The sequence below is a fragment of the Amycolatopsis sp. BJA-103 genome (assembly GCF_002849735.1).
GTDB lineage: Bacteria > Actinomycetota > Actinomycetes > Mycobacteriales > Pseudonocardiaceae > Amycolatopsis.
Map to the genome: position 1 here is coordinate 6033168 of NZ_CP017780.1, position 18252 is coordinate 6051419.

20 protein-coding genes are annotated in these 18252 nt (G+C 68.9%); 3 read left to right on the top strand and 17 right to left on the bottom strand.

The annotated features are described in order from the left end of the window. The first annotated feature begins 38 nt into the window (after positions 1–38). Positions 39–974, top strand: coding sequence for a mechanosensitive ion channel family protein (locus BKN51_RS26465; RefSeq protein WP_101610208.1), 936 nt, complete (start codon positions 39–41; stop codon positions 972–974). Between the two features lie 34 nt (positions 975–1008). Here the strand turns inward: BKN51_RS26465 and BKN51_RS26470 are convergent, their stop codons facing one another. Together BKN51_RS26470 and BKN51_RS26475 are read right to left on the bottom strand one after the other, a co-directional pair. Beyond that, a complete protein-coding gene (locus tag BKN51_RS26470; RefSeq protein ID WP_101610209.1) occupies positions 1009–1392 on the bottom strand; it encodes a DUF6401 family natural product biosynthesis protein in 384 nt (127 codons plus the stop codon). A gap of 61 nt (positions 1393–1453) precedes the next feature. After that, positions 1454–2572 (bottom strand): trans-sulfuration enzyme family protein, encoded by a 1119-nt coding sequence (locus BKN51_RS26475; RefSeq protein WP_101610210.1) that lies wholly within the window; start codon positions 2570–2572, stop codon positions 1454–1456. A gap of 58 nt (positions 2573–2630) precedes the next feature. Between BKN51_RS26475 and BKN51_RS26480 the strand changes: the two genes are divergently transcribed. Further along, positions 2631–3104 (top strand): Lrp/AsnC family transcriptional regulator, encoded by a 474-nt coding sequence (locus BKN51_RS26480; RefSeq protein WP_101610211.1) that lies wholly within the window; start codon positions 2631–2633, stop codon positions 3102–3104. Here the strand turns inward: BKN51_RS26480 and BKN51_RS26485 are convergent. The 13 genes from BKN51_RS26485 to nucS all read right to left on the bottom strand — a co-directional run bounded on the left by BKN51_RS26485 (position 3101) and on the right by nucS (position 15864). After that, positions 3101–3934, bottom strand: coding sequence for a hypothetical protein (locus BKN51_RS26485; protein WP_101610212.1), 834 nt, complete (start codon positions 3932–3934; stop codon positions 3101–3103). The genes BKN51_RS26480 and BKN51_RS26485 overlap by 4 nt on opposite strands. A 10-nt stretch (positions 3935–3944) precedes the next feature. Further along, a complete protein-coding gene (locus BKN51_RS26490; protein WP_101610213.1) occupies positions 3945–4310 on the bottom strand; it encodes a hypothetical protein in 366 nt (121 codons plus the stop codon). A gap of 167 nt (positions 4311–4477) precedes the next feature. After that, the gene (locus tag BKN51_RS26495; RefSeq protein ID WP_101610214.1) at positions 4478–6253 is read right to left on the bottom strand and encodes a 3-hydroxyacyl-CoA dehydrogenase family protein; all 1776 of its coding nucleotides are present in this window, start codon (positions 6251–6253) and stop codon (positions 4478–4480) included. A gap of 97 nt (positions 6254–6350) precedes the next feature. Beyond that, positions 6351–7025 carry a dihydroxyacetone kinase phosphoryl donor subunit DhaM gene (gene dhaM / locus BKN51_RS26500; protein ID WP_101610215.1) on the bottom strand — a complete coding sequence of 225 codons (675 nt, stop codon included), beginning with the start codon at positions 7023–7025 and terminating at the stop codon, positions 6351–6353. Continuing rightward, positions 7022–7654, bottom strand: a complete 633-nt coding sequence (gene dhaL / locus BKN51_RS26505; protein ID WP_101610216.1) for a dihydroxyacetone kinase subunit DhaL — start codon at positions 7652–7654, stop codon at positions 7022–7024. The genes dhaM and dhaL overlap by 4 nt, the downstream gene beginning before the upstream one ends. Then, a complete protein-coding gene (gene dhaK, locus BKN51_RS26510) occupies positions 7654–8655 on the bottom strand; it encodes a dihydroxyacetone kinase subunit DhaK (RefSeq protein WP_101610217.1) in 1002 nt (333 codons plus the stop codon). The genes dhaL and dhaK overlap by 1 nt, the downstream gene beginning before the upstream one ends. 68 nt (positions 8656–8723) lie before the next feature. Continuing rightward, positions 8724–9725 (bottom strand): DUF3558 domain-containing protein, encoded by a 1002-nt coding sequence (locus tag BKN51_RS26515; RefSeq protein WP_233222983.1) that lies wholly within the window; start codon positions 9723–9725, stop codon positions 8724–8726. 47 nt (positions 9726–9772) lie between these two features. Then, positions 9773–10039, bottom strand: coding sequence for a hypothetical protein (locus tag BKN51_RS26520; protein ID WP_101610219.1), 267 nt, complete (start codon positions 10037–10039; stop codon positions 9773–9775). A 10-nt stretch (positions 10040–10049) separates the two neighbouring features. Continuing rightward, positions 10050–11747, bottom strand: coding sequence for a sodium:solute symporter family protein (locus BKN51_RS26525; protein WP_101610220.1), 1698 nt, complete (start codon positions 11745–11747; stop codon positions 10050–10052). 154 nt (positions 11748–11901) lie between these two features. Further along, positions 11902–12924: a hypothetical protein gene (locus BKN51_RS26530; protein WP_101610221.1), complete on the bottom strand. Its 1023-nt coding sequence runs from the start codon at positions 12922–12924 to the stop codon at positions 11902–11904. A gap of 177 nt (positions 12925–13101) precedes the next feature. After that, positions 13102–13878 carry a hypothetical protein gene (locus BKN51_RS26535; RefSeq protein WP_101610222.1) on the bottom strand — a complete coding sequence of 259 codons (777 nt, stop codon included), beginning with the start codon at positions 13876–13878 and terminating at the stop codon, positions 13102–13104. Between the two features lie 44 nt (positions 13879–13922). Continuing rightward, the gene (locus BKN51_RS26540) at positions 13923–14885 is read right to left on the bottom strand and encodes a patatin-like phospholipase family protein (RefSeq protein ID WP_101610223.1); all 963 of its coding nucleotides are present in this window, start codon (positions 14883–14885) and stop codon (positions 13923–13925) included. A 319-nt stretch (positions 14886–15204) separates the two neighbouring features. After that, positions 15205–15864, bottom strand: a complete 660-nt coding sequence (gene nucS, locus BKN51_RS26545; RefSeq protein ID WP_168214394.1) for an endonuclease NucS — start codon at positions 15862–15864, stop codon at positions 15205–15207. Positions 15865–15901: 37 nt separating this feature from the next. Between nucS and BKN51_RS26550 the strand changes: the two genes are divergently transcribed. Beyond that, positions 15902–16441, top strand: a complete 540-nt coding sequence (locus BKN51_RS26550; RefSeq protein WP_101610225.1) for an NUDIX domain-containing protein — start codon at positions 15902–15904, stop codon at positions 16439–16441. A gap of 73 nt (positions 16442–16514) precedes the next feature. Here the strand turns inward: BKN51_RS26550 and BKN51_RS26555 are convergent, their stop codons facing one another. Beyond that, on the bottom strand, positions 16515–17288 hold the full coding sequence (locus tag BKN51_RS26555) for an enoyl-CoA hydratase-related protein (protein WP_101610226.1): 774 nt from the start codon (positions 17286–17288) through the stop codon (positions 16515–16517). Continuing rightward, on the bottom strand, positions 17261–18247 hold the full coding sequence (locus BKN51_RS26560; RefSeq protein WP_101610227.1) for a GlxA family transcriptional regulator: 987 nt from the start codon (positions 18245–18247) through the stop codon (positions 17261–17263). Before BKN51_RS26560 ends, BKN51_RS26555 begins: the two co-directional genes overlap by 28 nt. Between the last annotated feature and the right edge of the window lie 5 nt (positions 18248–18252).

An 18252-nucleotide genomic window follows, 5' to 3' on the forward strand; every position in this document is an offset into this window, starting at 1 on the left:
CAGTCTGGATCCTCCAGTCGTGGGAAGGGAGAAGCCCAGTGGCCACATCAGCACTGGCGGCCGTCGATTTCGGTCAAGGCGTGTCCAGCGCCTGGAGTTCGGTCGCCACGTTCGTCCCTAAGCTGCTCGCGTTCCTGGTCATCCTGTTCATCGGCTGGCTGATCGCCAAGGCGATCGCGAAGGCCGTGAGCATGGTGCTCGAGAAGGTCGGGTTCAACCGGCTCCTCGAACGCGGGGGCTTCAAGCAGATGCTCGCGCGAGGCCAGTTCGACGCGTCGAACATCATCAGCAAGATCATCTACTACGCGATCCTGCTGATCGCCCTGCAGATCGCGTTCGGCGTGTTCGGCCCGAACCCGGTGAGCTCGCTGCTCAACGACATCGTGGCCTGGCTGCCGCGCGCCATCGTCGCGATCGTCATCGTGGTGATCGCCGGCGCGATCGCCAAGGCGGTCAAGGACCTGGTGGGCAACGCCCTCGGCGGCGTTTCCTACGGCAAGGTGCTCGCCACCATCGCCTCGGTGTTCATCTGGGGTCTCGGCGCGATCGCCGCGCTGAACCAGATCGGCGTGGCCACCGCGGTCACGCTGCCGGTGCTGATCACCGTGCTCGCCACGGTCGGCGGGATCGCCGTCGTCGGTGTCGGCGGTGGCCTGATCAAGCCGATGCAGCAGCGCTGGGAGACCTGGCTCGGCCGGGCCGAGGCGGAGATCCCCGCCGCGAAGGCGCAGGCCGAGGCCTACCAGCGGGGTCGCGAGGACGCGAGCCGCTCCGGTGACGTGCCGACCGAACGGACGACCGCGCACCAGCCGGTGCCCGCCGGGCATCACGCGGTGAACGATCCGAACCCGGCAGGCGGCCAGCACTCGGCCCAGCAGCAGTTCCCGCCGAACCAGGGTCAGGTGCCGCAGCACCAGGATCCCGGCCAGCGGCCCCCCGGCGGGTCAATGCCCCCTCCGCCGGAGTACCGCTGACCTAGAACGGGAACGGGTAGGGCGTCCGGCCGCCCTATCCGTTCCCGGTCGGCCCTACCCGGCTGTCGTCGATCGTGGCGGCCAGCGAACACACGCCGACCAGGCGAGCGGTCGTCCAGTCGCTGGTACTCCAGGCGGTCAGATCGGCCGGGGCGCGGAATGTCCAGCCCTTGGCCTTGGCTTCGTCCAGCAGCCCTCGCGTGTAGCCGGCGAGCAGCACCACCCCGGCGACGGCCGCCGAACCTTCGACCCCCGCCGCGAGGATGTCCCGTACCGCGGCGGAGTGCTGATCGAAGACCGCCGACAGCCCGGGAAGAGCCGCCGCCGCGGCTAGCCCGGCGACGCCGATCTGCTCGTGAAGCCGCGAAAGCGTGCTACGAGCCGAAGATTCCACCCAGGACGAGACCAGATCTTTCACCCGACCAGGTTAGCCAGGTCGGACGATTTGTCGACATCCCGGTGATCACGATCGCAGTGATTCAGCACGCTTTGAGTGCCTGATCCAGGTCGTGCCAGAGATCCTCGACGTCCTCCAGCCCCACCGACATGCGGATGAGCCGGTCGGTGACGCCCGCCCCGCGCCGGTCGTCCTCGGCGACGATCCGGTGGCTGATCGACGCGGGATGCTGGATGAGCGAGTCCACGCTGCCGAGGCTGACGGCCGGGGTGATCAACCGGACCGCGCCGATGAGCGCGTGCGGATCGCCGTCGACCTCGAAAGCGATCAGCGGACCACCGATGCCCGGGTAGTGCACGGCGCTCACGTTCGCGTGACCGCGAAGCCGCTCGACGAGTTCGGCGGCCGTCGCGGACGCGGCGTTGACGCGCAGCGGAAGGGTCGAAAGGCCGCGAAGCAGCATGTACCCGGCCAGCGGGTGCAGCACGCCGCCGGTGGCGAACCGGATCTGCCGCAACATCCCGGCGTCCTCGGTGTTGCACGCGACCACGCCGCCCATGACGTCGCCGTGGCCACCGAGGAACTTGGTCGCGCTGTGCAGGACGAAGCGGGCCCCGTGGCGTCCGGGCCGCTGGAGCACGGGAGTCGCGAAGGTGTTGTCGACCAGCACCGGGACTTCACCCGCCGCGCGCACGATCTCGGCGATGTCGACCTCGCGCAGGGTCGGGTTCGCCGGCGTTTCGAGCAGCACCAGTCCGGTGTCGGGGCGCAGCGCCGAGGCGACGCCCTCCGGATCGGCCCAGGTCACCTCGGTGCCGAGCAGACCGGACGTGAGCATGTGGTCGGTGCAGCCGTAGACCGGCCGGACGGCGACGATGTGCCGCTTGCCCTGCGCGACCGCGGCCAGCAGCGAGGCCGACACCGCGGCCATGCCGGTGGCGAACGCGACGGCGTCGTCGAATCCTTCGAGTTCGGCCAGCGCCTTCTCGAACCGCTCGACGGTCGGATTGCTCAGCCGCCCGTAGACCGGGAGCCCGGACAGCGAGCCCGTGGTGGCGAACTCGTCGATGCGGGCCGCTTCTTCGACGCTGTCCCGCGACGGGTAGGTCGTGGACAGGTCGAGCGGTGCGGCGTGGACGCCGAGGTCCGTGAGATCGTCACGGCCGGCGTGGACGGCCCGGGTGCGCAGCGTTGCGGTCATACCGAGATGGTGCGATTTTCTCCGGATCGAACGCAATATCCTCGGATATCATTCGCAGATGTCGGATTCTGTCGAATTGAGCACGGTCGACCTGCGGATTCTGCGGCTGCTGCAGAACGACGCCCGGATCTCGAACAAGGATCTGGCCGCCGAGGTCGGCATCGCGCCGTCGACCTGCCTCGACCGCGTCAACCGGCTGCGCGAGCTCGGGGTGATCATCGGCCAGCGCGCGGAGGTGGACGCCGCCAAACTCGGCCGCCCGCTCGAAGCGCTCCTGTTCGTCCAGGTCCGGCCGCACCGGCGGACGCTGGTGGACGCGTTCGTCGAGCATCTGCTGTCCCTGCCCGAGGTCCGCGCGGTCTACCACCTCACCGGACCGGACGACTTCCTCGCGCACGTCGCCACCGCTTCGGCGACCGAGCTGCAACGGCTGGTGCTCGACGAGCTGACCGCCCGCGACGAGGTCGCCAGGGTGCACACGAACCTGGTCTTCCAGCACTGGAGCGGGGGACCTTTGCTCCCGCCCGCCTAGTCGATCCGGACCTTGAACGGGTGGGTGACGTCGGTGGGGCAGGTGAAGATGTGCAGTACGTCCTGCCGGGCGAACGACCAGCCCGCCGGCTGTGCTTCGGCGACGTCGCACCCACAGCCGACCTCGTCCTCCTCCGTGGCCAGCGCGATCGTCTGCCGCAGCTCGGCGCCGCACTCCCGGCAGCCCAGCTCGTGGCGATCAGTCGTGTACCAGGGGGTCCAGCCGCCGATCTTCGAATACTGATCCAGTTCCGGCCAGCCCTCAGGGTCGTCATGCGCGTCCTCGGGGATGCCGAGCGCGGCGCGGGTCTCCGGCGGGAAGTCGCAGAGCCGGGGCAGTTCATCGATAGAGCACGGTTCGAAGACGCAGGGCGCCGGCAGGAGATCGACGTCGGCCTCCTCGGGCGCGGGCGGAGGGTCCGCGATGTCCTCGACCTCCCCGGAATCGCGCCACACCAGCCGGACCGCGGGCCCTTGATGATGCGGGCTGTTGTGCTGCATCGGGCAGAACAGGATCTGGAGGACGTCGGTGCCCTCCGGGAAGGGCAGCTCCGGGAAGTCGTCGCGGAAGAACTGCGCCGCGCTGACCATCACCGGGACCGGACCGTCGAGCGGATGCCCGCCCGCCCAGGCGTCGTCGGACGCGTCCGGGTCGGGAGGCCAGGTCACCGGGCACTCGGGCCACGGCTCGTCCGACGGCCAGAGCAGCGGGCCGCCGAAGTGGCTTTCGTCATGGCGAGGCTCGCCCGGCGCGGGGTGCAGCCGGATGGCAGTCCGGACCAGGTCGTTCAGGCCGGGGATCGGCACCCCGCCGTATGTCAGCTGACGCACCCAGGGGAGCTTAGAGGTCCGGCAGCGGATCTTCAGGTTTTGCCGCATTCCGCGAGATCTCCGCGTCGGCGGCGTGGACGGCCGCGATGTACTCGTCGTCGATCTCGTAGACGATGCCGTTGAACTTGAACCACGGGTTGCCGCCCGTCTCCACGGGGCCGATCCGATGGTTTCGCAGGGTCACCGAGATGACGCGTTTCGGCGACTTCCTGCTCAGGCGGCCGGTCGTCAGGATCGTGATCGTCTTGCGGGTGACCGCGAAGAACACGCTGGGATTGGTGCTGCCGAAGATGTCGGCTGGGAACACGTACTGGATCTCGTCGTCCGGATCGAGTAATTCCTTGATCCGCTTCCTGACCCCCGAGGAAACCGGCATACGGCCAGGCTACCCAGCCCGGTCACCGCTCGTGGCCGATGTCCCCAATGTGGCATTGGAGACGCTGAGCGTCTCCAATGCCACATTGGGGACCTTTCCCGCGAGGCTGAAACTCGGCCACGACCGCTTGCGCGACGGGGTCCCGTGTCCTGAAGAACTCACGAGTGTTACCTGGCCGAGTAGTCCTTGAAGCCCTTCCCCGTCTTCCGGCCGAGCCGCCCGGCGGTCACGAGGTGCTCCAGCAGCGGCGCGGGCGCGAAGCCCTCTTCGCGGAACTCGTTGAACAGGGTCCGCTGGATCGCCAGCGAAACGTCCAGCCCGACGACGTCGAGCAGTTCGAACGGGCCCATCGGCAGCCCGCAGCCCACCTTCATCGCGGTGTCGATGTCGTCGGCCTCCGCGTAGTGCGCCTCGAGCATCTTCACCGCGTCGTTGAGGTAGGGGAACAGCAGCGCGTTGACGATGAACCCGGCCCGGTCGCCGCAGTGCACCGGATGCTTGCCCACCGCCGCGCAGACGGCGTCCACGGTCGCGATCACGTCGGGGGCGGTGGCGATCGTCGAGACGACCTCGACCAGTTTCATCACCGGCGCCGGGTTGAAGAAGTGCACGCCGACGACGTCCGACGGCCGCGACGTGGCGGCCGCGCATTCGATGACCGGCAGCGAGGACGTGGTCGTCGCCAGGACCGCGCCCGGCTTCACGACGTCGTCGAGCGCGGCGAAAACGGCCTGTTTGACGGCCAGGTCCTCGGCCACCGCCTCGATGACGAGGTCGACGTCGGCCAGTTCGTCGAACTCCACCGCGGGTGAGATCCGGCCGAGTGCGGCGGCGGCGTCCTCTTCGGACAGCCTGCCCTTGACGACGGACTTGTCCAGCGACTTCTTCACCCGCGCGACCGACGCGGCGGCCTTCTCCGCGCTCCGCGCGCGCAGGATGACCTCGTAGCCGCGTTTCGCGAACACTTCGACGATGCCGGTCGCCATGGTCCCGGTCCCGACGACGCCGACCTTGCGCACCTCTCGCGGCGCCACGGTGTCCACTGTGGACGCCTTGACCGAGTCGGTCACCGTCGGCGAATCGGGCTCGTCGTAGGCGTAAAAGCCTTGTCCCGTCTTCCGGCCGAGCAGGCCCGCGGTGATCATCTGTTTCAGCAGCGGCGCCGGCGCGTGGAGCCGGTTGCGCGACTGGTGGTACATCGTGTCGAGGATCTCGTACGCGGTGTCCAGCCCGATGAGGTCGAGCAAAGCCAAGGGCCCCATGGGATATCCGCAGCCGAACCGCATCGCCGCGTCGAGATCCTCGCGCGTGGCGTAGCGCTGCTCGTACATGCGCACGGCGTGGTTGAGATACCCGAACAACAGCGCGTTCGCGATGAACCCGGCGCGGTCGCCGATCACCACCGGCGTCTTGCCGAGACGTTCCGCGAACGCGACGACGTCGGTGATCACCTCCGGCTCGGTGACGACCGTGCGGACGATCTCGACCAGTTTGAGGATCGGCGCCGGGTTGAAGAAGTGCATCCCGACGACCTTGCCCGGCCGCGCGGTCTGCACCCCGATCTCGGTGATCGACAGCGAGGAGGTGTTGGACACGAAGATCGTGTCCGCGCCGGTGATCTTGTCCAGCTCCGCGAACACGTCAGATTTCGCTTCGAGGTTCTCCGGGATCGCCTCGATCACCAGGTCCACATCGGACAGTTCGGTCAGCGACGTGGTGTACCGGATCCGGCCCAGCAGGGCGTCCCGGCCGCCGGCGTCGAGTTTCCCGCCGGACACCGCCCGTTCGGTCGAATGCTCCAGATGACCCCGGCCCCGGTGCACGCCGTCGTCGTCGATCTCCACCGCGACGACCGACACTCCGCTCCGCGCGAGCACCTCGGCGATCCCGGCACCCATGGTGCCGAGACCGATGACTCCCACACTCGAGATTTCCCGCGCCACAACCGGCCTCCGGAGGTTACTCGCTGGTAGTTTTCTCCGATCGTGCCATGCCGGGGCGCGGAAAGCACCGGCTGTCACCCTCCGGATCGAGTAAGTGTCACTCCCCGAAGTTCTGGTCGACGAGGTCCTTGACCTTGGTGAGCGCTTCTTCGGCCTGCGCGCCCTTCGCGCGGACCTCGATCCTGTCGCCCTGGCGTGCGCCGAGCGCCATCAACGCGAGGACGCTGTTGGCGTCCGCGGTCTCCTCGCCGAGCCGGACGGTGACCTGGGCGTCCAGCCCCGCGATGCTCCGGACCAGGACCGCGGCGGGCCGCGCGTGCAGGCCGACGTCGTTCCGCAGCGTGAGTTCGACACTGCTCTCGCCGTCTTGCGCGCCGCTGTCGAACGTCAGATCCGCTGGAGCTCCCGCCGCGGCCGCGGCACCGGCGACGGCCTGGCGATCCGCCCCGCCCTGCGCCGCGACGGCGGCGGCGATCGCGCCTTCGACGAGCGGCGCGTCCACCACGACCGCGGCCGACGGGTCGGCGAGCGATTCGACGGCGAGGTCCGCGGTCATCTGCGCGCTGCCCAGGTCGTACAGCAGGACGACGCCCGCCCCCGAATCGGCGCGCTGCGTCGCGGCGACGACCTCGTCGTAGTCCGTTCCGATCCCGCCTTGCGCCAGGCCGCCCGCCGCCACGATGGTGACGTCCGGCGCCATCTGGGCGGCGAGTTCCGCGAGCCCTTCGGCGAGTTTGGCGCTGTGGGAGACGAGCACGATTCCGACGCTCACTTGGCGGCCTCCGCGAACGCGCGCAGCAGCAGCGCCGTCGAGCGGGCTCCGGGATCGAGATGCCCCTTCGCACGTTCGCCGAGGTACGACGCCCGGCCTTTGCGCGGTACGAGGTCCACAGTGGACTCGGCGCCCTTGTCTGCGGCGTTCGCGGCCGCGGTCAGGATCGCGACGATATCCTCGCCGGAAGCCTCCTCGGCGGCGGAAACGGCGGGGATCAGCGCGTCGACCATGGTCGCGTCTCCCCCGACGGCCTTCCCGCGTGCCTGCACTCCTTCGAGTGCCGCGCGCAGGGCTTCCACGAGCAGCGGGCCGTCCACTTCGGTGGCGTCGCCCAGTTTGACCGACGCGCGCAGGAAAGCCGTGCCGTACAACGGTCCCGCCGCACCGCCGACCTTCGAGATCAGCGTCGTGGCGGCGAGTTTCGCGACCGCGGCGGGGGTCTCGGGAGTCTCGGGGGCCATCGCGTCCAAAGCGGACACGATCGCGGTGAACCCCCTGTCCAGGTTCTCGCCGTGGTCGGCGTCGCCGATCGCGCGGTCGAGGTCGATCAGCTCGGTGCGATGCTCGGCGATCACCGCGGCCGCCGCCCGCAAGGCGGCGGCGAGCGTCTCGGCGGTGCAGGCCATCAGACTCCCCACCTCAGGGCCGGGGTGTTCACCGGCGCGTCCCACAACTCGGTCAGCTCGTCGTCCAGTTTCAGCAACGTCAGGCTCATCCCCTGCATCTCGAGGCTGGTGATGTACGGCCCCACCAGGCGCCGCTCGACCACGATCCCACGCTCGGCCAGCAGCCGCTCGGCGATCCCGTGGGCGAGGTACAGCTCCACCAGCGGGGTGCCACCCATCGAGTTCGTGAACAGCAGGACCTTGTCGCCGTCGGCGAAGGGCAGGTCCGAGACCACCGCTTCGACCATGCGCGCGACGAGTTCGTCGGCGGACACGGCCGGTGTCTTTTCGATGCCGGGCTCGCCGTGGATCCCGATGCCGAACTCGATCTCGTCGTCGGCGAGTGCGAAACTCGGCTCGCCCGCGTGCGGGACGGTCGGCGCGGTGAGCGCGACACCGATCGAGCGGACCTGGCCGATCACCTTGCGCGCCAAGGCCTCCACCGCGTCGAGCGCGTCACCGCGTTCGGCGGCGGCGCCGGTGAGCTTCTCCAGCAGGACCGTGCCGCCGACACCGCGACGGCCGGCGGTGTACGTGGCGTCCTTGACCGCGACGTCGTCGTCGATGACCACGCTGCGCACGTCCAGCCCCTCGGCGGCGGCAAGCTCCGCGGCGGTCTCGAAGTTGAGCACGTCGCCGGTGTAGTTCTTCACGATCAGCAGGGCGCCCGCGTCACCCGTGGTGGCCTTGACCGCGGCCTCGACGGCGTCCGGCGTCGGCGAGGTGAACACCGCGCCCGGGACGGCGGCCGCCAGCATGCCCTGTCCGACGAAGCCGCCGTGCAGTGGTTCGTGCCCGGAACCGCCGCCGGAGATCACCGCGACCTTGCCCGCCAGTGGCGCGTCCACGCGCACCACGATCGCCGGGTCGTCTTCGACGCGCAGGACGTCCGCGTGCGCCAGGGCGAGCCCGCGCAGGGATTCCGCGACCACCGTCTTCGGGTCGTTGATGATCTTCTTCATGGCGGTCTCCGACACGTCGGCGGGTGGGATGTCCCCTTCCTACCTCGCCCGGCCGGATGCCGCCAGCGTCAGGGCTTCGGCAGCTTCGAGATCACCGATTTGGCGATCTTGGCCGTCTTCTCGCAGGACGCGGTTTCGTCCTTCTTCTCGTCGTAGTTCTGGTACGACACGGCGACGAGCTCGACGTACTCGCCCGTCCACGGCTTGTGCTGCCACTCCATCTTGCACTCGGCGCTGCTGCCGGTGCCCGCCTTCTGGAAGACGGTGATGCCATCGACCTCGACCTTCTTGGTCCCGTCGCGTTCCTGCGGCGGACGGCCGGGACGGAAGCCGATGGTGATCCGCGGGTTGGAACCCGGCGTCCAGTCACAGGCGTGGAAGGTCGTCGGGGAGGTCGCGCCGTGCGGCGCCACCTCGCCGAGGACGGCGGTGTCCGCGACGGTGCACGGGTCGACCGCGGTCAGCGTGCCCGCGCTGGTGGGGTACTTCGCCGGGGACGAGTGCAGGCTCTTCACGCCCTTCGCCGCCACCGAGCGGGCCGCCGCGCAGGGATCGCCGCCGTCGTAATTGACCGAGAAGCTCACTCCGCGCTCGGGTTTGCGCAACGTCATGACGCCGACGTCGCAGCTCTTGCCGTCCTTGCTCTTCCGCTCGACCTGCGGCAGGCCGTCCACCGCCGTGACCACGGCGCCACCGGTTTCGGACAGATAGGTCGACGCGCCGATGTCGACACTGACGGAGAACTGCTTACCGCCGGCGTCGACGACCTTCGCCCGGCAGCCGCCGAACGAGCTGGTCGACGGCACCGGGTCCTCCGGGGCGCCGAGGTCGCTCAGCGCCTCTTTGCCCACCAGTGGGCACGGGTCGATCGTGCGCATGATCGCCGGGGTGACGGCCGGGTCGTTGATGTTCCCGCTCGGCACGTCTCCGCCACTGCCCGCTTCCGCGGCGACGGTGGTACGGGCGAAGTTGGACTTGCCGAGGTTCTGTCCGCAGGCGGAAAGCGCACCGAGCGCGGCCACCAGGGCCAGCACGGACGCGATCCGGCGACGTCGAGCGTTGAGCAGCACGAAGTGCACGGTAGCCGGACCGCCGCGGCGCTGTCCGGACAACCCGGCTATTCGCCGCCCTCGCCGGTTTCGGACGTGGGCGGGACCACGATGGGCCGCAGCTTCGCCCACAGCACGAACAACGCCGCGAACACCAGCATGCCGATGCCCGCCCACAGGTTGATCCGGACACCGGCGGCCTTGGCCAGCTCCGCTTCGGTGGTGAAGCCGATGCCCATGATCGTGAGCACCAGCCCGTAGCCGCCGATGAGCAGGGCGATGATCAGCCGGATGTCGAAGACGCCGGCCTTCTTGGGAGCTTGGGACGCAGCCATCTCCGGCCTCCTAGAAGATGATGTTGAGCACGATGGTCAGGATCAGCACGATGCCCGCGAGCAGGCCCGGCTTGCGGTACCAGCCCGCGTCGTCACCGGTTTCGTCGTGCTTCAGCGACTCCTTCGGGGTGAGGGAGTAGACGAGGCCGACCAGCTGGGCTTCCGGCTTCGGCGCGGTGGCGAGCGAAACCGCGACGCTGACCACGATGTCGACGGCGAACGCCGTACCGGCGGCCACGAAGCTGACGCCCTGCCCGGTGAGCCCGAGGACCCCGGCCTGCGAAAGCAGCCACACGGTGATCGCTGACGCGGTACCGGCGACAAGGCCGACCCAGCCCGCCGTCGGCGTCATCCGCTTCCAGAACATGCCGAGGATGAAGGTGGCGAACAGCGGCGCGTTGAAGAAGGAGAACAGGTCCTGCAGGTAGGTCAGGATGTTCCCGGAGTTCGACGCGATGAACGCGGTGCCGATCGCCAGCACCGTGCCCGCCGCGGTGACCAGGCGGCCGAGACGGAGGTAGTAGCCGTCGGACTCGTTCTTCTTCACGTACGACTGCCAGATGTCGTAGGTGAAGACGGTGTTGAACGAACTCAGGTTCGCCGCCATACCGGCCATGAAGGACGCGAGGAGACCGGCGATCGCGACGCCGAGCATGCCGTTGGGCAGCAGGTCGCGCATCAGCAGCAGGATCGCGTTGTTCGCGGTGACCCCGCTGGGCGCTTCGCCGCCGTCGAGCAGGATCTGCTTGTCCTGGACGTACTCGGACACGGTGACCGCGGCGATCATGCCGGGGATGATCACGATGAACGGGATGAACATCTTCGGGAACGCGCCGATGATCGGCGTCCGCCGCGCGGCCGACATGCTCTTGGAGGCCATGGCGCGCTGGACTTCGACGAAGTTCGTGGTCCAGTAACCGAACGACAGCACGAAACCGAGGCCGAAGACGAGGCCGAGGATGGAGAGGAAGCTGTTGCCGAAGCCGGTGAGGTTGTCACCCGGCCAGGAGGACAACTGTGCCTCGCCGCCGGGGCCGGCGGTCACCTTGTCGACCAGGCCCTGCCAGCCGCCGACCTTCACCAGGCCGACGATGGTCAGCGGCAGCAACGCCGCGACGATCACGAAGAACTGCAGAACCTCGTTGTAGATCGCGGCGGAGAGACCGCCGAGCGCGGTGTAGGAGAGCACGACCGCGGCCGCGACGATGATCGACACCCACAACGGCCAGCCGAGCAGGAGGTTCACGACACTGGCGAGCAGGAACAGGTTCGCGCCGGCGATGAGGATCTGCGCACTCGCGAAGCTGATGCCGTTGACGAGGTGGGCGGGTTTGCCGAACCGGCGGAGCATGAACTCCGGGACACTGCGGACCTTCGAGCCGTAATAGAACGGCATCATCACGATGCCGAGGAACAGCATCGCCGGGATCGCGCCGATCCAGAAGTAGTGGAAGGTCGGCAGGCCGTAGAGCACGCCGTTGGCCGACATACCCATGATCTCGACGGCGCCGAGGTTCGCCGAGATGAAGGCGAGGCCGGTGACCCACGCGGGCAGCGAACGGCCGGAGAGGAAGAAGTCCAGGCTACTCGAGACCGACCTTCGCGCCATGTACCCGATGCCGAGCACCAGCGCGAAGTAGAAGGCGAGCAGGACGTAGTCGATAGGACTCGCGTCGAGCCGCAGGTTCGCATCGGCCAGCACGTGCAACCGACCCACCTCCAGAGTGAAAATGTCCACGAGAAACGCCGGTAGCGCGTCAATCGCGGACCATACTGCATGGATTCAGGAACGGCAGCGTGGGTGGCCAGGCCGGGAGCGCATCGCTCCCGGCCTGGTGTTCAAGGCAGATCCGGAGCAGGGATCACGGCGCCAATCGCCAGACCACCGGCACGCCGCCGTAATCCCTCCAGTCGTTCGTCGCGAACCCGGCGAGCGAGCCGTCGTCGGCCGCGACCGAGGCTTCGAACGTCGAGTAGCCACTCGGCGCGCGGACCTCGCCCGGGGTCGTCGTGCGCCACGCGATCGCGTTGCCGACGATCGACGGCCCCGACGGGTTCGGCACCAGCCCGGCCGTCAAGCCGACCTGGTTGACGCTCAACGCCATCGCGCCGCCCGCCAGCCCGACCGCCGGCGCGTCCGGGGACGCCCAGCGCACCGCCTGATCGACACCGCCGTAGTTCCGCGTCCCGACCACGACCCCGTTGCGGATCGCGAGGCCCCAGCCCTGGACGGACGGGCTCGGTGACAGGTGCCGGACGACGCCGTCCTTCCACAGTGCCGAGCTGCGGTTCGAGTCGAACAGGAGCGTGCCGTCCTCGTCGAGGTCGCGCACGTAGTACATGTCCGGCGTGCTCGGGACGAGCACCGGCGCGCCGCCCTCCGCCCGCCACAGGACCGCGGCGTCGCTCCCGGTGCCACCGTTGAACTTCATGGCCCGGCCGAGCACGTCGCCGCGTGTGTTGATGGCGACGCCGTACACGTAGTCGTAGCCCGCGGGGACGTCCTTGACGTGGAACCCGTTCGCGTCCAGCGTGTACGCCCGGCTGATCATCGAGTCGTAGTCGTGCGCCGTGCCGACGATGACGCCCGCCGGGTTCTCGTCCTCGGCCAGCGCCGCCTCGTAGCCGCTCGGCACGCCGCGCAGCACCGGCTGCCCGTTCCGCCAGCTGACCACCGACTGCCTGCCGTTGATCGTGAACGTGCCCGTGTACTCCCCCTTGCCGTCGGAGCCGGTCAGGAACCCGCTGCTGCCGCCGGGCGGCAACGGCAGGACCGTCGGGCGCCACGCCATGCGGTTCGCCGCCTGCGCGGGCTGCGCCAGTACCGCGACCGAAAGCACGGCGACGACCGGCGCGGCGAACCGCACCCAGGACTTGAGTTTCATGGTTTCTCCCTCGTGGTCCCCCGACCTACATGGACAATCACGCCGGAGCACGGCGTCCGGTTGTCCGCCAAAGGGAGCAACTTCCCGTGGAGTCCGATGAGGACACGGTCCGGGAAACCGGAAAAGGGCCGCCCCGGCGTCTCCGCCGGAACGGCCCTTCTCGCGACCGGTGGGGGTTTACCGGTCCGTGGGCAGGCCTACTTCGCCGTCCTCCTTGATCAGCCTGGCGAGGACGTCGTCAGGCAGGTACGTGCGGTGCGGGTAGTTCGGTCCCCACGAGTTGAGGAACGGCACGGCGCCGAGTTCGTCGGCACGCGGGTTGCCGAGGACCTCGTGCACCTCGTCGACGGTCTTCGCCCAGCGATAGGCCTGGATGCCGTTCTTGACGTCAGGCGTGTAGGCGGCCCGCTTGACGTGGTCGTCGCTGGCGTAGCTCTCCGACCACGAGACGTGGCCCAGTTCCAGCAGCACCTCGGCCGCCGCGCGGACGGACGTGCCGTTGTTGTCGCCGGGGTTGGTCTCGTCCCATTCGTCGCGCAGCTTCGACTGGTCCCACAGCCACCGCGCGGCGTAGAGGTCGCCGTTGAACAGCGTCATGCAGCGCGACCAGCCGAACCCGACGCAGGCGCCTTCCTTGCCCTGGTCGTAGAAGGCGTACTGGGTGTCGCCGTCCGTCGATTCGCCGGGTTCGAGGCAGACGCAGTGACCGCCGCGGATCCGGGTGAGCGACTTCGCGCCGCCCTTCGCGACGAAGAACTCGCCGGACTTCGGGTCCTTCTCCGGGACGTCGAATTCCGCGTACCAGTTGACGCCGATGACGACCGGGGACCGGGTGGGCCGGTCCTGGGTGGCCAGCGCGGTCAGCGGATAGCGCTCGACGTGGCGCCAGTCGTCCGGGACGAACCGGCCGAGGCGGCCGTCCGCCGGATCACTGCCGATCGGGCGATAACGCATGGGATCCTCCTATCCCTCATCCCACCGGAATACCGCCGGCGAGTTCACTGCGGCACAATCTTTTCCAGAAACCGCCGCGCGGCCTCCCGCCCGTTTTCGAAGAGGTGCTTCTTCTCCTCTTCACCGAGCCCGAAGTCGACGGCGGAAACACCGGTCGTGTCGACGTACACCGTCCGCCGGTTCACACCTTCCTCGTGCAGCCGGTAACGATTCCAGTCCGAAAGCAGGGTTTCGAGCGAACCGATGGCGATCCGCAACGCGCTCTTCACCGGTTTGTCCCTGCCGGCGGCGGGTTCCCCGGAAAGCTTCACGCCCCAGGTCGGCCAGCGCGGCTTCTTCGTGTCTGTCCGGTCGAAGACGGTGATCGGGAAGTTCGACAGCAACCCGCCGTCGACCCAGGTGACGGTGCCCTCGGGGCGGACGTCGACCTGCACCGGCCGGAAGTAGAACGGGATCGACATCGACGCGCGGACGGCGTCGACGATCTTCTCCTCACCGGGATCGCGGCCGTACTGGGAATAGTCCCAAGGCAGCCGGACGAGCACGCGGCGGGTCAGATCGCTGACGTGGACGACGAGGGAATACCGTTGATACGAAAGCAAAGTACCTTCGGGATCGTCGATGGCGAGATCGGCGAAAGTGCGCACTCCCGCCTCCTCCAAGAGCGGCGTCAGCCATTCGGCGAGATAGTCGCCGGTGTGCATCCCGTCGTGCAGGACCAGATCGACACCGTCGCCGATCGGGCCGGTGAGCTTGTCGAGCAAGGACTGATCCTGGAACCGGTGGCAGTCCATGTCGTTCATCACCGCTTCCAGACCGCCGAGATCCTTCCCGGCCTTCTGATAAGCGGCGACCAGCGCCGCGACGATCGCACCCGCGCTCGTCCCGGCGATCCGCGGGAACGAATAACCGGCTTCGTGCAACTCCAGCACCGCGCCCAGCAACCCGATGCCTTTGACGCCGCCGCCTTCCAGCACCAGATCGACACGCTTCGGAGAATCAGCCATGGGACATCACCCCTGCACCCGCGACCACCGGACTTCGGCGGTACCCCTCGCGGAAATCGAGTGTGACACAGCGCGAGACCACGTAATCCGGCGTTCACCCGAATGGCACGGAAACAGCTGGTTCTTTTGCAGGACGAGTCGAGTTCGTTAATTTCCCGCCGCCCTTTAGGGCATTCTGTGGCGCGAGAAAGAAAGCAGATACAAAACCGAGGACTCGATCGGATCTCGGCTGTTCAGCGCGTGACCGGCCGCAAGTGGTCCTCTGGTCGCGATAGTTGCACGCGCAAGTACCGCGACCAGAGGACGAATCGCGTGGAGGTCAGAAGAGGCGGAACTCGTCCGACTCGATGCCGCGCAGCGCGTCGTAGTCCAGCGTGAGGCACCGGATCCCCCGGTCCTCGGCCAGCACCCTCGCCTGCGGCTTGATGATCTGCGCCGCGAAGACGCCCTGCACCGGCGCCAGCAGCGGGTCGCGGTTGAGGAGTTCGAGGTACCGCGTCAGCTGCTCGACGCCGTCGATCTCGCCGCGCCGCTTGATCTCGACGGCGACACTGGCACCCGCGGCGTCACGCGCCATGATGTCGACCGGCCCGATCGCGGTCGGGAACTCCCGCCGCACCAGGGTGTAGCCGTCACCGAGGGTCTTGATGTGCTCGGCGAGCAGTTCCTGCAGGTGCGCCTCGACGCCGTCCTTCTGCAGGCCAGGTTCCACGCCGAGTTCCTGGGCGTGGTCGTGGAAGATCTCGTCGATCTTGATGACGAGCTTCTCCCCCTGCTTGTTCTCGACGATCCACAGCTTGCCGTCCTCGATCAGCCAGCAAGGCGGGCTCATCCAGTTGAGCGGCTTGTAGGCACGGTCGTCCGAGTGCACGGACACCGAGCCGTCGGCCTTCACGAGCAGCAGCCGGGTGGCCATCGGCAGATGGGCGGTCAGACGGCCGGCGTAGTCGACCTGGCAGCGAGCGATCACTAGGCGCACCACGCGAGGGTAGGACAAGCATGGCGATACTGTGCGCATGGACCCCGTTCAGCGTGTCAGTTCGCGTGAGGTGTACCGGAACGACTGGATGACCGTGCGCGAGGACGCCGTCCGGCGGCTCGATGGTTCCGAGGGGATCTACGCCGTCGTCGACAAACCCACCTGCGCCGTGATCATCCCCTTCGACGGCGCCTGGTTCCACCTGGTCGAACAGTTCCGTTATCCGCTCGGGCAGCGGCGCTGGGAGTTCCCGATGGGCACCGCGCCCAACCGGGCCGACGTCCCGCCGCTCGAACTCGCCGCCCGCGAACTGCGCGAGGAGACCGGGCTGATCGCGGGGTCGATGACCGACCTCGGCCGGACCGACGTCGCCCCCGGCATCTCGAGCCAGCGCGGGCGCGTGTTCCTGGCCACGGACCTCACGCAGGGTGAAGCCCAGCGCGAGGTCGAGGAGCAGGACATGCGGACGGCGTGGTTCGAGCTCGACGAGTTCGAGAAGATGATCGTCACGGGCGACATCACCGACGCGCAGACGCTGGCCGCCTACACGCTGCTGCTCATGCACGAACGCGGCTGACTCCCGCCCCCGGGCGCCATGAAAGGCCCGTTACTGGCAAAATTTGCCAGTAACGGACCTTTCATAGCAGCGCTCAGTCAGGCCAAACCGGGGATCGCTTCTCCAGGAAGGCCGCCATTCCCTCCCGCGCCCCGGGCAGCTGCGACGCCGAGGCCATGACCTCCAGCGCCAGCGCGTAGGCGTCGGCCTCGGGCCGGTCCAGCTGCGCGTAGAGGGTCTGCTTCCCCAACGCCTTGCTCGCCCGGCTCCCCCGCGTCGCGCGCGCCAGGAGCGAGGCGACGGCTTCGTCCAGCGAGTCGTCCGGGACCACGCGGTTCACCAGGCCCCAGTCCAGCGCGGTCGCCGCGTCGACGACGTCGCCGGTGAGCGCCAGTTCCATCAGGCGTTTCCGCCCGATCGACCGGGCCACCGGCACCGCGGGGGTGTGACAGAACCATCCGCCCTTGCCGCCGGGCAGGGCGAACCCGGCGGATTCGGCGGCGACGGCGAGGTCGCAGGTGGCCACCAGCTGGCAGCCCGCCGCGGTCGCGAGCCCGTGCACCCGCGCGACGACGACCTGCGGCACCGACTGCATCGTGCCCATCAGGTCCGTGCACACCCGCAGCAGCTCACGGACACCCGTCAGGTCTCGCGAGTCGACGTCGTCGAAGTCGTGTCCCGCCGAGAACACCGGTCCGGCGCCGGCCAGGACGATCCCGGTGGCGTCGGTCTCCCCCACCTCGCGGAACGCCGCGAGCAGTTCCTCGAGGTGGTCCGCCGACAGCGAGTTCCGCCGCGCGGCGCGGTTCATGGTGACGGTGACGGTGTCCCCGTCCCGTTTCACGAGGATGTGCTCGTACTCGGCCATGCTTCGACGGTAACCGACCGGAACGTCCGGCGATACGAATCGGGCCCGACGCCGACGTCGGCCCGCAGCCGTCGCCGCAGGTTGGCGGCGGTGCCGAGGCCGGAGCGCTGCGCGACGCGCTCGACGGGGAGCTCGGTCGTCTCCAGCAGACGGCGTGCGAGCCGGACCCGCTGCGCGCGCAGCCAGCGTCCGGGCGTCACGCCGGTGGCCGCCGCGAACTCGCGGTGGAAGGTCCGCTCGCTCAGCCCGGCGTGGCCCACGAGGTCGTCGACGCCGATGTCCTCGGCGATCCGCGCCAACGCCCAGTCCATTGTGGACGAAACGCTCGGCCGCGACGGCTTCGGCGGCAGCGGGTTGTCGACATATTGCCGCTGGCCGCCTTCGCGCGCGGGCGGCATCACGAGCCGCCGGGCGAGGGCGGCCGCGACCTCGGCGCCGTGATCACGGCGCACCAGGTGCAGGCAGAGGTCCAGCCCGCCGACCACCCCGGCGGACGTCAGCACGGCACCCTCGTCGGTGAACAGGACGTCTCGCTGGACGACGGCGTCGCGAGCGACGTTTTCGAGGTCGTCCAGCAGCCGCCAGTGCGTGGTGACCGACCGGCCGTCCAGCAAACCGGCCGCGGCCAGGGTGAAGGCCCCGGAGCACAGCGACGCCACGGTGATCCCGGCCCGGTGCGCCTTGCGCAGCGCCGCGACGGCGGCCGCGGGCACCTCGGCGTGCGGATCGACCCTGCCGGGCACGAGGACGAGATCGCAGCCCGCCAGCCCGCTCAGCCCATGTGTCGCCTCGACCTGGCCGAACGGGTGGATGGCGACCCGGTCACGGCCCGGCGCGCAGATCCGGACCTCGAAGGGGCCGATGCCGCTGTCGGTCCGGTCCACGCCCCAGACCTCGCCGATCACGCCGAGATCGAAGGCCCGGCTGCCCGGCAGGAGGAGCACACCCACGGTTCGCATGGCAG